Origin of the sequence: Pseudomonas sp. rhizo66 (genome assembly GCF_031931925.1) — a bacterium.
Classification (GTDB): domain Bacteria; phylum Pseudomonadota; class Gammaproteobacteria; order Pseudomonadales; family Pseudomonadaceae; genus Aquipseudomonas.
Map to the genome: position 1 here is coordinate 42,483 of NZ_JAUJWZ010000012.1, position 12,646 is coordinate 55,128.

General features: G+C 58.0%; 17 protein-coding genes and 1 pseudogene. 7 read left to right on the forward strand and 11 right to left on the reverse strand.

Annotation, left to right across the window (positions count from 1 at the left end; translation table 11 throughout):
- Positions 1-66: 66 nt before the first annotated feature.
- A complete protein-coding gene (locus QZR14_RS15580; RefSeq protein WP_123448950.1) occupies positions 67-1,341 on the reverse strand; it encodes a glucarate dehydratase family protein in 1,275 nt (424 codons plus the stop codon).
- A 30-nt stretch (positions 1,342-1,371) separates the two neighbouring features.
- Positions 1,372-2,739: an MFS transporter gene (locus QZR14_RS15585; protein ID WP_311997037.1), complete on the reverse strand. Its 1,368-nt coding sequence runs from the start codon at positions 2,737-2,739 to the stop codon at positions 1,372-1,374.
- A 117-nt stretch (positions 2,740-2,856) separates the two neighbouring features.
- On the opposite strand from QZR14_RS15585, the gene QZR14_RS15590 reads away from it, so the two are divergent.
- Positions 2,857-3,756: a LysR substrate-binding domain-containing protein gene (locus tag QZR14_RS15590; RefSeq protein WP_311997038.1), complete on the forward strand. Its 900-nt coding sequence runs from the start codon at positions 2,857-2,859 to the stop codon at positions 3,754-3,756.
- A 126-nt stretch (positions 3,757-3,882) separates the two neighbouring features.
- Here the strand turns inward: QZR14_RS15590 and QZR14_RS15595 are convergent, their stop codons facing one another.
- On the reverse strand, positions 3,883-4,488 hold the full coding sequence (locus QZR14_RS15595) for a DUF6338 family protein (protein ID WP_250606700.1): 606 nt from the start codon (positions 4,486-4,488) through the stop codon (positions 3,883-3,885).
- A gap of 200 nt (positions 4,489-4,688) precedes the next feature.
- The gene (locus QZR14_RS15600) at positions 4,689-5,024 is read right to left on the reverse strand and encodes a hypothetical protein (RefSeq protein WP_186623575.1); all 336 of its coding nucleotides are present in this window, start codon (positions 5,022-5,024) and stop codon (positions 4,689-4,691) included.
- Between the two features lie 185 nt (positions 5,025-5,209).
- Between QZR14_RS15600 and QZR14_RS15605 the strand changes: the two genes are divergently transcribed.
- Positions 5,210-5,449: a hypothetical protein gene (locus tag QZR14_RS15605; RefSeq protein WP_007910805.1), complete on the forward strand. Its 240-nt coding sequence runs from the start codon at positions 5,210-5,212 to the stop codon at positions 5,447-5,449.
- A 62-nt stretch (positions 5,450-5,511) separates the two neighbouring features.
- Here the strand turns inward: QZR14_RS15605 and QZR14_RS15610 are convergent, their stop codons facing one another.
- On the reverse strand, positions 5,512-5,709 hold the full coding sequence (locus QZR14_RS15610; RefSeq protein WP_250606701.1) for a DUF2188 domain-containing protein: 198 nt from the start codon (positions 5,707-5,709) through the stop codon (positions 5,512-5,514).
- A gap of 224 nt (positions 5,710-5,933) precedes the next feature.
- On the opposite strand from QZR14_RS15610, the gene QZR14_RS15615 reads away from it, so the two are divergent.
- Entirely contained in the window at positions 5,934-6,296 is a 363-nt protein-coding gene (locus QZR14_RS15615; protein WP_311997039.1) for an NUDIX hydrolase, read from the forward strand.
- Positions 6,297-6,300: 4 nt separating this feature from the next.
- Here the strand turns inward: QZR14_RS15615 and QZR14_RS15620 are convergent, their stop codons facing one another.
- The 3 genes and pseudogenes from QZR14_RS15620 to QZR14_RS15630 form a co-directional block, all read right to left on the reverse strand.
- Positions 6,301-6,543: a DUF1652 domain-containing protein gene (locus tag QZR14_RS15620; protein WP_250606703.1), complete on the reverse strand. Its 243-nt coding sequence runs from the start codon at positions 6,541-6,543 to the stop codon at positions 6,301-6,303.
- 111 nt (positions 6,544-6,654) lie between these two features.
- On the reverse strand, positions 6,655-7,554 hold the full coding sequence (locus QZR14_RS15625; RefSeq protein WP_311997040.1) for a polysaccharide deacetylase family protein: 900 nt from the start codon (positions 7,552-7,554) through the stop codon (positions 6,655-6,657).
- A 131-nt stretch (positions 7,555-7,685) separates the two neighbouring features.
- Positions 7,686-7,950: pseudogene (locus QZR14_RS15630) on the reverse strand (ABC transporter substrate-binding protein); the annotation flags it as partial.
- A 251-nt stretch (positions 7,951-8,201) separates the two neighbouring features.
- Here QZR14_RS15630 and QZR14_RS15635 point away from each other — a divergent pair.
- The 4 genes from QZR14_RS15635 to QZR14_RS15650 all read left to right on the forward strand — a co-directional run bounded on the left by QZR14_RS15635 (position 8,202) and on the right by QZR14_RS15650 (position 11,327).
- The gene (locus QZR14_RS15635) at positions 8,202-9,182 is read left to right on the forward strand and encodes an aliphatic sulfonate ABC transporter substrate-binding protein (RefSeq protein WP_311997041.1); all 981 of its coding nucleotides are present in this window, start codon (positions 8,202-8,204) and stop codon (positions 9,180-9,182) included.
- A gap of 62 nt (positions 9,183-9,244) precedes the next feature.
- Positions 9,245-10,087: an ABC transporter permease gene (locus tag QZR14_RS15640; protein WP_311997042.1), complete on the forward strand. Its 843-nt coding sequence runs from the start codon at positions 9,245-9,247 to the stop codon at positions 10,085-10,087.
- A gap of 28 nt (positions 10,088-10,115) precedes the next feature.
- Complete coding sequence (locus tag QZR14_RS15645) at positions 10,116-10,796, forward strand: SOS response-associated peptidase (RefSeq protein ID WP_311997043.1); 681 nt, start codon at positions 10,116-10,118, stop codon at positions 10,794-10,796.
- Between the two features lie 258 nt (positions 10,797-11,054).
- Complete coding sequence (locus QZR14_RS15650) at positions 11,055-11,327, forward strand: hypothetical protein (protein ID WP_250606708.1); 273 nt, start codon at positions 11,055-11,057, stop codon at positions 11,325-11,327.
- A 46-nt stretch (positions 11,328-11,373) separates the two neighbouring features.
- On the opposite strand, the gene QZR14_RS15655 is transcribed toward QZR14_RS15650, so the two are convergent.
- The 3 genes from QZR14_RS15655 to QZR14_RS15665 form a co-directional block, all read right to left on the reverse strand.
- Positions 11,374-11,520 carry a hypothetical protein gene (locus QZR14_RS15655; RefSeq protein ID WP_250606709.1) on the reverse strand — a complete coding sequence of 49 codons (147 nt, stop codon included), beginning with the start codon at positions 11,518-11,520 and terminating at the stop codon, positions 11,374-11,376.
- A 63-nt stretch (positions 11,521-11,583) separates the two neighbouring features.
- Positions 11,584-11,895, reverse strand: coding sequence for an AzlD domain-containing protein (locus QZR14_RS15660; RefSeq protein WP_185036735.1), 312 nt, complete (start codon positions 11,893-11,895; stop codon positions 11,584-11,586).
- Positions 11,895-12,593 (reverse strand): AzlC family ABC transporter permease, encoded by a 699-nt coding sequence (locus tag QZR14_RS15665; protein ID WP_108591938.1) that lies wholly within the window; start codon positions 12,591-12,593, stop codon positions 11,895-11,897. The genes QZR14_RS15660 and QZR14_RS15665 overlap by 1 nt, the downstream gene beginning before the upstream one ends.
- Between the last annotated feature and the right edge of the window lie 53 nt (positions 12,594-12,646).

Genomic DNA, 12,646 nt, shown 5'->3' on the forward strand with positions numbered 1-12,646 from the left:
CCCACACCTTGGAATGCATTTCCCCTGTGTGCGAGCCTGCTCGCGAAGAGGCCGGCAATGGCAACCTCAAAATCTCGGTTTAACCGCTTTCCAGTCAGGCTTGTAGCGCTGCATCTGCCGCACATCATCGCGCTGACGAATTCCGCAGGTCAGGTACTGATCATGCAGCTTGCCCAACTGATCATGATCCAGCTCCAGCCCAAGCCCCGGCGCACGGGTGATTTTCACGCAGCCATCGACAATCGGCAGCTTGCCACCCTTGATCACCTCTTCATCCGGCTCCTGCCACGGGTAATGCGTGTCGCAGGCGTAATCCAGATTCGGCACGGCCGCCGCCACATGCGCCATCGCCATCAGGCTGATGCCCAGGTGTGAATTGGAATGCATTGACACGCCGAGACCGAACACATCGCACATTTTCGCCAAGGTCTGGGTGTCGCGCAGACCGCCCCAGTAATGGTGATCGGCAAGCACGATCTGCACGCTGTTCTGCGCGACGCTGCGACGGAACTCGTCGAAATCGGTAACCACCATGTTGGTCGCCAGCGGCAGACCCGTGCGCTTGTGCAGTTCGGCCATGCCGTCGAGGCCCGGCGTCGGGTCTTCGTAATACTGCAGATCATCACCAAGCAATTCGGCCATGCGAATCGAGGTTTCCAGCGACCAGTTGCCGTTCGGATCGATGCGCAACGGGTAACCGGGAAAAGCCTTTTTCAGCGCCTTGATGCACGCCACTTCATGCTCCGGCGGCAACGTGCCGGCCTTGAGCTTGATGCTCTTGAAACCGTACGCCTCGATCATCCGCGCAGCTTGCGCCACGATCTGCTGCTCACTGAGCGCCTCGCCCCAGTTGTCTGGCTTGTAGGGTGAATCGACATGCTGCGCATACTTGAAGAACAGGTACGCACTGAACGGCACTTCATCCCGGATGGCTCCACCCAGCAGATCCACCAGCGGTACGTTCAGGTAATGCGCCTGCAAATCGAGGAACGCCACTTCGAATGCCGAGTAGGCATTGCTCACCGCTTTGCTGGCGTGGGAACCGGGCGCCAGTTCGGCACCGGCAAGGCTCGCCGGTTTGTTCGCGGCAACAGTGGCCTGGACGATGGCGCGCAACTGGTTGAGGTTGAACGGGTCGAGGCCGATCAACTGCGCCTGCAACTGCTGCTGGATCGCCAGTGCCGGGGCATCGCCGTAGCTTTCGCCGAGGCCGATGTAGCCATTGTCGCTTTCGATCTCGATGATCGAGCGCAGGGCAAAGGGTTCGTGGATGCCACTGGCGTTGAGCAGCGGCGGATCGCGGAAGGCAATCGGAGTCACAGTTACGCGGGTGATTTTCAAGATAACGCTCCTGACAGATCGACAATCAATTCAATGGCTCGCGGCCGGGCTGGCCGTCGCAACGACGGCGGTCTTGTCATGGGGCTTTGCCGGGGTCTGACCTTTGCCGGCCGGCGCTGTGCGAGCGAAGAAGATCACCACCGCCGCAACCAGCGACGTGCCCGCCAAGCCATACAACCCGCCCTCGATCGAGCCGGTGGTTTGCTCAAGAAAACCGAACGCGGTCGGCGCGACGAAACCGCCGAGGTTGCCGATGGAGTTGATCAGGGCAATCACCGCTGCAGCGATGCGCGCATCCAGGTAGCTTTGCGGAATAGGCCAGAACAGCGCCGAAGCAGCCTTGAAACCGATAGCGGCGAAGCAAATCGCGACAAAGGCGAAGATCGGCCCGCCGGTGGTCGACATGAACATGCCGATCGCCGCGATCACCAGCGTCAGCGCGACCCAGGCCTGCTGGAATTTCCACTTGCCAGCCATCGCCGCAAAGCCATACATGGCGACAATCGAAATGATCCACGGGATCGAGTTGAGCAGGCCAACCTGGAAGTCACCGAGGTTGCCCATTTTCTTGATCATGCTCGGCAGCCAGAACGTCGCGCCGTAGATGGTCAGGGCAATGGAAAAGTAGATGAAGCAGAACAGCGCAATCTGCCGATCTGCCAACAGTTTGAACATCGACGGCTTGGCCACCTGCACCGCCTCACGGGCACGCTGCTCTTCGGCAATCGCCGCCACCAGCGCATCACGTTCCTCTTCGCTCAACCACTTGGCCTGACGCGGATGCGATTGCAGCCAGAACCAGACGAAGGCGCAAAGCACCACCGAGGCGGCGCCCTCGATCAAGAACATCCATTGCCAGCCATGCAAACCCAGGCCACTGATGTGCAGCAGTGCGCCGGACACCGGGCCGGAGATCACCGAGGCAATCGCCGAACCGCTGAGGAACACCGCCATGGTCTTGCCACGCTCGGAGGCTGGCAGCCATTGGGTGAAGTAATAAATGATCCCCGGAAAGAACCCTGCCTCGGCCGCACCAAGAATAAAGCGCAGCACATAAAAACTGGTTTCACCTCGGACGAACGCCATGGCCATCGCGGCCGCGCCCCAAGTGAACATGATCCGCGTCAGCCAGACCCGTGCGCCGTAGCGTTGCAGGAGCATGTTGGACGGCACTTCGAACAGCGCGTAGCCCACAAAGAACAAACCGGCACCGAGGCCGTAAGCCGCCGCGCCAATGCCCAGATCGGTTTCCAGGTGACTGCGTACAAACCCGATGTTGACCCGATCAATGTAATTGACGATGAACATCACCACGAACAGCGGCAGCACGTGGCGCTTGACCTTGGCGGCGGCACGGGCAAGAACCGTGACATCCAGCGGACTCTGGAGGGTTTTCAAGGGCGACTCCCGATCTTGTTTTTTTAGGGATGGCGTGAAGCATTGGGCCGATCATGGACGGGGGCATTGATCCCGTCTAATCTAACTTGGCATTCGATTGATACCCGGATTAGATCAATGTTCGAACTGACCCAACTGCGTTGCTTCACCACGGTCGCCACCGAACTCAACTTTCGCCGCGCCGCCGAGCGACTGAACATGACTCAGCCGCCGCTGAGCCGGCAGATTCAGTTGCTCGAGCATCACCTCGGTGTCGAATTGTTTACCCGCAGTACCCGCAGCGTTGCGCTGACGGCGGCCGGGCGCGCGTTTTTCATCGAAGCACAGAACCTGCTGGAGCGCGCACAGCAAGCGGCAGTCACCGCCAGGCGGTTTGCCGAGGGTGATATCGGTTCGGTGAACATCAGTTTTGTCGGCAGCGCGGTGTATGAGTTTCTGCCCAAAGTCATCGCTGAGGCACGCCTGAAACAGCCGCAGGTGAGAATCGATCTGTCGGAGATGAACACTTACCAGCAACACGAGGCCCTGCGCGCGCGACGGATTGATCTGGGCATTGCCCGCGCACCGTTACTGGAGCCGGGGTATGCCACCGAATGCCTGGTACGCGAGCCGTTTGTACTGGCGGTGCCGAGTGGACATCCATTGGCAACGGCGGCTGAGGTGGCGGTCAGAGACCTGGATAAACAACCGTTTCTGATGTATTCCCACGCTGCGTATCCGCCGTTCAACGAACTGCTGACCGGGATGCTGCGCTCAGCTCGGGTCGCACCGGATTACGTGCAGTGGCTGGGTTCGTCGCTGACGATTCTGGCGCTGGTCAACGCCGGCATGGGCCTGGCACTGGTTCCGCGTTGCGCCACCAGTGTGGTGTTCAAGAATGTGGTATTTCGCGACATTGATCTGGGTGAAGGCGTGCAGAGCGAGCTGCATCTGATCTGGCGTGAGAACAACGACAACCCGGCGTTCGCGATGTTGCTGGAAGCTATTCGCCGGGCGGTGGCTGAGGGTTGGGGGTGAAGAAATACTAATTCTTCAGCGGTGGTGGAGCACTGGGTGCCTTGGGCTGCGCATTTGCCACTGGCTTGCCATCTTTCGTGTAGCGACGCGCTACCCATTCCGGCATTGGTTGCGGTGCTCTGGCTGTCATAACGAAACCTCCAATTTCGGGCCGAATTCGACCCACTTGACCTTGCCGGAATCTATCAGCAAAAACTCGGCACCAAAAGGCACTTCCACCCCTTCGGCATCCAGCCAACAGGGATTTTGCATGACGAACTGGCCACTGCTGGACTCCGGCGGCCACTCCACCGGCCAGCCAAAAACGCGCCTTTCATCGTTCAAATGCAGTGTGACCAGACGATGGTGCTGGGCAAAAACGCTGAACCATTCGCTGGGGTAGGAAGTTTGTTTCGTGACATTTCGACTGCGTAACCAGCCATGCAATTTGTCATTCGTGGCCAGATAGCAGGAAAGCAACCCGAGCGTCACCGACACAACGAATGCCCATATCGTTTCGGCCTTGGCATCCCAACGTCCTACAGAAAATCCTTTCGAACCCACCCACAGACAAATTGCCCCAATCCCCAATACCGCGCCCTGAATCACAAACGTAAAAATCAACGCCTGCACAATCTGCCCAAACGTATCGGGTCGCTTGAATGCCGTCAGCGAATAAAAAATCCACGCCGACAAAAAACCGGGAATCAGGTACTGCAACAACGGAATAACTTCTTTGACCAGATCATCCATGATCCGCGACTCCTTGAAAGACCGGCCGACCTGACTATCGACCGCCCCGCAAAAGCCTAGTGCACACGGAGAAAACCCTTCGTGCGCAACTGTCACCGCTCATTTCGCCAATCAGACCGACACCTTGCAGCCTCCAGGCAGCCAAAAAAAAACAGAAACCGACGATACGGTTTCTGCTTTTTTTGTCTCTGCGAGCGTCGTTACAGGCAATCACGCACCGATTGACGCAACGACCCGGACTTGGCCCACGGTGGCCCCTGATACAACGAAACCCGGCTGCCATCCTTGTATTTGACGATATCGAGGATCTCGTCAGCCGTGATGATGCTTGGCGCCGTGATGCGGTAGCCGTTGGAAATCGATGTCTGCGAAGTCTTGGCCACATCCTTCTGCCACAACGGTAATAAACACGCAGCATAGTCCTTGGGCGACTTGGCGCTGGTCTTGCTGATATTCGGCTCACCCGGCACCAGCGATGCCGGCAACGAGCAACCCGCCAACAGGGTCAACGCCAGACTCCCGATCCATATCCGCATGGGGTATTCCTGATCTGAAAAAAGGTGAATGTAGCGTGTAAGCGGCTCTACATCCATCGTGGCACCGCGCCTTTGGCATATTCTGCACAAGTTTTCACAACCGTTCAGCGTGCTGACGAACAGGCTTTGCCCATCGACGAAAAATGCGACTACTCTTTTCTACCGAGAATGTTCTGGAGGTGATCATGCGGCTTAATGAATACGAACACGAACTTCAACGCGACCTGCAAAGCGTTGCATCGGACTTGAGATGGTCGGCCGTCGACCTGAAACGTATCGCCGAACAACTGCGCAAATCCGGCAACGAAGCAGACGCGCAAAGCGTGCTGAGATCCTGTGAGGTGCTGCAAAGCGATGAAGAACGGCTGCAACTCTATGCCCGGGAAGTGAAAGCCCGCGCCATCAGCCGGACCAAGGTCCACTGAGACACCTCCCCCAAAACAGAAGCCCCGACAATCGCCGGGGCTCTTTCATTACAGCCTGCCTGTCAGTGCATTTTGTGACTTTGCGCGCGCGCCGAGCGTTTTTTGTAGCCAGGCAGTGCGGCCGCATAGGCCAGCGCCTCCTCCCGGCTGCCAAACGACGCCAGCCGATCGCCCTGGGTGCAAACCCGCCAGGGGCCATTGTTCACCCTAAGCACGTCATAGCCGTTCATGTGCATCTTGTTCAACATCGGCATGCTCATGGACACCTCCATTTTTGCTAACGGTCAGATCCAGTTTCACGCTTTTACCTTACACCCTCATCCGCCCGAAATGCCGACCGGATGTCGCAAGCCGCGACCGTCATGGCTTTGGCACTTTTCGCCGCAGCGAACGCTCCAAACTCCAATGAAACCTTTGCCGCAGGCTTCGGCTCAAATATTGCAGTTTTATTTCTAATTTGTGACAGACAGTAAACAGGTAACAGATGAAAGTACGCGCAACCGTTATATGCGAGCAGGATCGCCACGTTCTCCTGGTACGCAAACCCCGCTGCCGCTGGACATTGCCCGGCGGCAAGGTCGAGCCCGGGGAAACCCGAGCGCAGGCTGCCGTACGTGAACTGCAAGAAGAAACCGGCCTGGACGCCGACGATGTGTTGTATTTAATGGAATTGCAGAGCGGCAGCACGCAGCATCATGTCTACGAGGCATCCGTGCTGGACTTCGAGCAAGTGCGGCCGCAGAACGAGATCATCGATTGCATCTGGCATCCGCTGGACGCAGTACGCAATCTGCACACCAGTGAGGCGACGTTGCGCATTGTTGAAGCGTTTCAACGACGTTTATGAGGCGTCAACCAGCAAAGGCCCGGCGCCCGGCGCTCATTTCGGTGCGTAACTCACCGATGAAGTTGGAAATGTCACGGATCGTGACGAGATGTTCCGGGGAAACGCCATTCAACAACAATTCAACGCGCCCGCTGTCAGCCTCATAAACCTTGATTTGCAGCAGGCCCTGCGTGTCTTGAATGCACTCGCACTTGAACGCAGGAAAGCCGGATTCGACAATCCGGCAAATATCGTCAATGGCAAGCATGATTGAACGCCTCGCAGGCGATGGGTCGGTCGACTCGTTGAGCATAGACGAGCAATTTGTGGCTCACCCGATACAAAATGCCAACCCGATCACAGCATTTCATCCCCGCCCTCAGTGCGCGTCGTGGTCCCAAATCCAGTTCCACATTCCCGGCAAATTCACCGGCTCCGAGCTTTTTTCCACGGTACGCGCCAGTGCGGCTTTCTCCAGTTCGGCGTGATCATCATAGAAAGGCTTGTCCGCCAGCTTCACGCCCGTCGAGGCGGCGCTATCGAGCAAAATCTGCAGGTATTCGCGCGTGTGCCGCGCGGTATAACGGTTGAGATCATGAAACGTCACCACCACCGGAATGACCCCGTCCACGGTCGGCAATTCGCCGAGGGCAACACGCTCACGAACCTCCGATAACTGCCGCAGCAGGTTGGCCCGACGTCGCGGGCTGGCATTGAAGCCCCAGATCTTGCCGTCGTTGGCACTTAAATCCGTAAGCAACACATGCAAGCCATGCTGTTGATAAGCGGCAAAAGTGCGTTTGTCGTAATTCCAGAACGGCGGGCGCAGCAACTTCGGCGGCGCCCCGGTGATGGCAGCGATATCGGCGGTACCGTTAGTCAGCGATTCTTCAAGTTGTTGCGGGTCGAGCGAGCGGTGATTGGTGTGCCAGTGAGTCGCCGTGTGAAACGCCAGTATGTGCCCCTCCTCATGCTCACGCCGCATGATGCTGCGACCGATGTCACTGTTGCCCGCTCGCGGTGCACGGGTCTGCACGAAGAACACCGCTTTGATATTCGGCTGCAGCGGGTTGTCCTTGAGGCTGTCGAGCACCGTCGCCGACGGATTCCACAAACCGGATGCACTGGGGCCGTCATCGAACGTCAACAGAAAGCGCACCGGCGCCTGGGTTTTCAGGCGCGTTTCAGTTTGCGCGGTCATTTCTATCGGGGCGGCAATACAACCGGCCAACCCGAGGGCGATGAGCGCTGCACAGAGAAGCTTGAATCCGGATGTCATGTTTTGCCTTGGGCACGGCGACTGCCGTCATGTGGTCGATTGGCAAAACTCCCTCGCCCTTATCCATCCCTGCGCTGCGATACGCGAGCGGTGGTTGGATAAGGTACACAGGGTTTGGTTCCGGCGCTCGCTCAGTGAGCCAATGCCTGTTGAAAAGACGTGTCGATAATCCCGGCGGTGGCCAACGGTGCCGGCAGCGCTTTGACTTTGAACAGGAAGTCGGCGGTGCTTTGCAGGTCCGTTGCCGCTTGCGTGTCGACGGGGCCGACAGTCATGTGCGCCTGACGCAACCAGTGGCGAGACCTGCTGATCGAGATTGGCTTTCTTCGCCCACAGATCGGCGTATTCATCCGTGTGGCTGTCGACCCATTCCCGCGACTGCTTCAAGCGCCCGAGAACACGATCTGTTGGGAATTCGATGAATGCATAAGCTCATCACTGTCGATTACCACTGTGCGTACAACAACAGTGGCAATCCAGAGTGTTGCCCCAACAACAGTAGAAATTCTCCATCACGCCTTTAAACCCTTACAAACCGGTACTTTCAGGCACATGGCACAGAGCCTGCAATATTCCATTCATGCAGGAAGCATTCGATAAAAATATCTTTTTGGACATAAGAAACCTGTGCCTTTGTCGGAGTGCCCATGACATCGTTCTTTCCCGGATTCAAAACCCTGCTGGCGGCCAGCGCCATGGTGCTGAGCCTGCAACCGCTCGCCCACGCGGCTGAAACTGCGTCGGCGGAAATTCATCTCGACTACGCCTATTACTCGCCAGTCAGTCTGGTGCTCAAGCACTTCGGCTTCCTCGAAAAAGCCTTGCCGCAAACCAAAGTCAGCTGGGTGCTAAGTCAGGGCAGTAACCGCTCGCTGGAATACCTCAACAGTGGCGGTGTTGATTTCGCCTCCAGCGCCAGCCTTGCTGCGGTGCTGAGCCGCGCCAACGGCAGCCCGATCAAATCCGTCTATGTCTATAGCCGCGCCGAATGGACAGCCCTGGTGGTGCGCAAGGATTCGCCATATCAAAGCGTCGCCGACCTCAAGGGCAAAAAGATCGCCGCCACCAAGGGCACCGACCCGTATCTGTTCACCCTGCGCAGCCTGCAGCAGGCCGGGCTGAAAAAAGACGAGGTGGAACTGGTCCACCTGCAACATCCGGATGGCCGCACCGCCCTGGAAAAAGGTGATGTCGACGCCTGGGCCGGGCTCGATCCGCACATGGCCGCCAGTCAGGTGCAGGCCGGCTCGCGCTTGCTCTACCGCAACCCGGCGTTCAACAGTTACGGCGTGGTCAGCGTCACCGAGCAATACGCCAAAGAACATCCGCAGACCATCGACACCGTGATCAAAGCCTACGAACAGGCCCGCGAATGGGCGCTGAAAAACCCTGATGAATTCGCCGCCCTGCTCGCCAAGGAGTCCGGCTTGCCGCTGGACGTGGCCAAGTTGCAACTGTCGCGCACTGACCTGAGCAGCCCGCAACTCACCCAGCAGGACATCAGCGCCTCCAAGGCTGCGGCGCCGATTCTGGTCTCCGAAGAACTGGTGCGCCGTGGGGTGAACGTCGATCAAGTCATTGACCAACTGCTCGACAGCGGTGTGCAGCAAGCCGTCGCCCGCCAGTAACCGATCAGTCTCACGACCAATCCGCGCCCGTCGCGGATTTGTTGTGAGCGGAGCCAAAAACCATGACCACTCACAGCAAAGACCTGCCCGCGCCACTGGTCGTCGCGCGACAGCAACCGACGAGCCACAATCCGACGTGGCGGCGCCGCTGCAAAAGCCTGGCCCTGCCGCTGCTGATCATCGTCGCGCTGGAAATAATCGTACGCATAGGTTGGCTGCCGTCCTACCAGATGCCGGCACCGAGCGAGATCGCCCTGACCCTCACAGACCTCGCCGAAGGCGCACTGTGGAAACACATCGGCGCCAGCCTGATTCGCGTGCTGCTGGGATTTGCCATTGGCGCCAGTCTGGCGCTGGTGTTTGCCGCCTGGGTTGGCTTGAGTCGCGAAGTCGAGGCTTATCTGGAACCGACTTTCGCCGCGTTGCGCTCAATCCCGAGCCTGGCCTGGGTGCCGCTGCTGCTGTTATGGCTGGGCATCGACGAGACCTCGAAAATCGTCTTGATCGCCATCGGCGCGTTCTTTCCGGTGTACGTCAATGTCGTCGCAGCGATTCGCAACATTGATCGCAAACTGGTGGAGGTCGGCCGCATCTATGGCTTCAGCCGCTTGCAACTGGTACGGCGGATATTGCTGCCGGCCGCCCTGCCCGGCCTGTTCACCGGACTACGCAGCGGCATGAGTCTGGCGTGGATGTTTCTGGTGGCGGCGGAACTGATCGCGGCCACCAAAGGTTTGGGGTATCTGCTCAGTGACGGCCGGGAAACTTCGCGGCCGGACATCGTGCTGGCCGCAATCATCGTGCTCGCCTTGCTCGGTAAACTCAGCGACGGCTTGCTGGCCATGCTCGAACGCCGCTGGCTGAGCTGGCGTGACACTTTCACCGGTCAAGGCGCCAGCGACTAAGCTGAAAGCTCCAACCGGAGATTCAGCCATGTGCGGAAGACTCTCGCAGTACCGCGGCATTCACGACTTCGTCGCCGTGCTGAGCATTCCCGACGCGTTGATCAATCACGTCGGCGATGCACCGCTCGACCGCTACAACGCGGCGCCGACCACCGCGCTGGCCGTCCTGCATCAACAAGGGCAACACCTGCAGGCCGACAATCTGCGCTGGGGCTGGCGCCCGCACTGGGCCAAGGATCGCCCGCCACCGATCAACGCCCGCGTAGAGAAAGTCGCCCACGGACCGTTCTTCCGGGCGATCTGGCGACATCGCTTGATTGTGCCCGTGGACAACTGGTTTGAATGGGTCGATAGCGAAGACAAAACCCGACAACCCTGGTTGATTCGTCGGGCAGATCATGGCGCGGTTTTCTGCGCTGCCATCGGACAATTTCCGACGGCCGAAACGCCGGCCCGGGACGACGACGGTTTCGTGATCATCACCGCCGATGCTGTCGGCGGCTTGCTCGATGTCCATGATCGCCGACCGGTGGTGTTTCGCGCAGAGTTGGTGCGCGAATGGCTCGACCCCGCGACGCCGGTTGAGCGCGCCGAGCAAATGTTGCTGTTCGAAGGTGAAGGCAGTGAAGTGTTCGAATGGTACAAAGTCGGCAAAGCGGTTGGTAACGCACGTAATCAGGGGGCCAGTTTGATTATCGAGCAGCGTTAAACATTTACCGCCTTGAAGCGTTTATCAAATATAGGAGCTGCATGATCGTTACAACGACTGTTTCATCCTTGAAACGCTGCAGATAAAACACACGTTCGAATGAACTAACCGCCTGTCTGACATTTCAACCGTCATACATACATTTAGATGCACTACGGCTAGCATGCGCGCCGCCTTTCCGATTGGTATACCGGTTGACCAAAGAGTCAACAAACCAGGAATCCCCCACAACGTCTACAAGCCTTGCAGAGAAATAAGTTGCGCGACGATTTTGCAATCAAACAGGTCAGCGGCCTGGAGTGTATTTATCTGTCCATGACAGAACGCTTTGAACTCGACTGTTTTATCGGCCACTACATCAAGACTCGAAACCTGCGTGGCGTTGCCGATATCGAACGCACCCTGCGCACCACCCTCGAAGGGTATCCCGGCCACGCGCCGGTGATGGTCAACGAGCTGAATGCGTGGATTGATCGAACCTTGGGATATCGGGCCGCACACCCCGATTTCACGCAGCTGGACGATCTCTGAACCGAAAAAGCCCCGCATGCGCGCGGGGCTTTTTCGTAAAAATCATTCAAAACTTGCGGTCAGGATCCGAAAGCTCTCTGCCGTCATCGTGCTTCCAGGTTTGTTCCTTGTGTTTCTCCCGCTCTATTTCTTCTTGCGTCGGCTCATCCGCGCCTTCGTCATCCGTCTCTGGCTGCTTTTGCTCAGTCGTCATGGACACCTCCCGTCATCAGTTACCCGTCATCCTTGAAGCGTAGATCAGTTTCAAACGGACAACTTACAACCACCACCGCAGCAAAAAGAAGAACGCCATGCTCAACAACATGCTGAGCAATGTACTGCGCGTGTATATCACCAAAGCGATCGCCACCAGCGAACTCAGCAGATAAGGATTATCCCACTGCAGATTCAGCTGTTTGTCCGGCATGAAGACAATCGGCCCGCAGATGGCCGTGAGCATCCCCGGCACCGCAAAACCGAGAAACTGCCGCGCATTGCTACTCAAACGCACCGGCAACCGCGGTTCGAGAAACACGTAGCGATTGAGAAACACCAGAATCCCCATACCGAAAATCACTGCCCAAATCATCATGTGCGCCCCCGATACAGCTTGTTGCAGATAAACCCTGCGGTCATTCCGGCCAGCCCCGACAACACCAGGGCCGAGCCCCATTGCCAGTAACTGAACAACACCGAACAAAACAGCGACACTGCCACGCAAACCACCGTCGGCACGTTGCGTACCACCGGTGTGATCAAAGCGATGAAGGTAGCGGCAATCGAGAAGTCCAGCCCCAGATGCTCAAGCCCCGGAATGCTGCTGCCGAGGACAATGCCAGCCAACGTGAACAGATTCCACGCGATGTAAAACGTCAGACCGACACCCAGCGCATACCAGCGGTTGAACTGCTGACGGTCATGCTGGCTGGTCAGGGCAAACAATTCATCGGTGAGCAGAAAACCCAGACCGATGCGCCAGCGCCCCGGCAGTGGCGAAATCACCGAACGCATGCTCATGCCATAGAGCAAGTGCTGCGAAGTCAGCAGCAGCGTGGTCAGCAGAATCGAGAAAATCCCCGCGCCACCCTTGAGCATGCCGATCGCCACCAGTTGCGCCGCACCGGCAAACACGATGCTCGACAGGCCCTGGCCTTGCAGCGGCGTGAGATTGGCTTCGATCGCCATGGAGCCGGCCAGCAGCCCCCAGGGCGCGGTGGCCAGAGACAACGGCATGATCGCCGCAGCGCCGCGAAGGAACGCACTGCGCGGCATAAGTGAGTCAGACATATCGCTCTTCAACAGTGGAAACAGCAACAGACTCTGCCAGCAAATCCCCTTGC

What these genes read in the sequence shown, in the direction of transcription:
- QZR14_RS15600 (WP_186623575.1), bottom strand. Translation starts at nt 5,024, where the DNA reads ATGCGGATATGGATCGGGAGTCTGGCGTTGACCCTGTTGGCGGGTTGC.
- QZR14_RS15635 (WP_311997041.1), top strand. Translation starts at nt 8,202, where the DNA reads ATGACATCGTTCTTTCCCGGATTCAAAACCCTGCTGGCGGCCAGCGCC.
- QZR14_RS15595 (WP_250606700.1), bottom strand. Translation starts at nt 4,488, where the DNA reads ATGGATGATCTGGTCAAAGAAGTTATTCCGTTGTTGCAGTACCTGATT.
- QZR14_RS15605 (WP_007910805.1), top strand. Translation starts at nt 5,210, where the DNA reads ATGCGGCTTAATGAATACGAACACGAACTTCAACGCGACCTGCAAAGC.
- QZR14_RS15655 (WP_250606709.1), bottom strand. Translation starts at nt 11,520, where the DNA reads ATGACGACTGAGCAAAAGCAGCCAGAGACGGATGACGAAGGCGCGGAT.
- QZR14_RS15615 (WP_311997039.1), top strand. Translation starts at nt 5,934, where the DNA reads ATGAAAGTACGCGCAACCGTTATATGCGAGCAGGATCGCCACGTTCTC.
- QZR14_RS15625 (WP_311997040.1), bottom strand. Translation starts at nt 7,554, where the DNA reads ATGACATCCGGATTCAAGCTTCTCTGTGCAGCGCTCATCGCCCTCGGG.
- QZR14_RS15620 (WP_250606703.1), bottom strand. Translation starts at nt 6,543, where the DNA reads ATGCTTGCCATTGACGATATTTGCCGGATTGTCGAATCCGGCTTTCCT.
- QZR14_RS15660 (WP_185036735.1), bottom strand. Translation starts at nt 11,895, where the DNA reads ATGATTTGGGCAGTGATTTTCGGTATGGGGATTCTGGTGTTTCTCAAT.
- QZR14_RS15590 (WP_311997038.1), top strand. Translation starts at nt 2,857, where the DNA reads ATGTTCGAACTGACCCAACTGCGTTGCTTCACCACGGTCGCCACCGAA.
- QZR14_RS15640 (WP_311997042.1), top strand. Translation starts at nt 9,245, where the DNA reads ATGACCACTCACAGCAAAGACCTGCCCGCGCCACTGGTCGTCGCGCGA.
- QZR14_RS15645 (WP_311997043.1), top strand. Translation starts at nt 10,116, where the DNA reads ATGTGCGGAAGACTCTCGCAGTACCGCGGCATTCACGACTTCGTCGCC.
- QZR14_RS15665 (WP_108591938.1), bottom strand. Translation starts at nt 12,593, where the DNA reads ATGTCTGACTCACTTATGCCGCGCAGTGCGTTCCTTCGCGGCGCTGCG.
- QZR14_RS15610 (WP_250606701.1), bottom strand. Translation starts at nt 5,709, where the DNA reads ATGAGCATGCCGATGTTGAACAAGATGCACATGAACGGCTATGACGTG.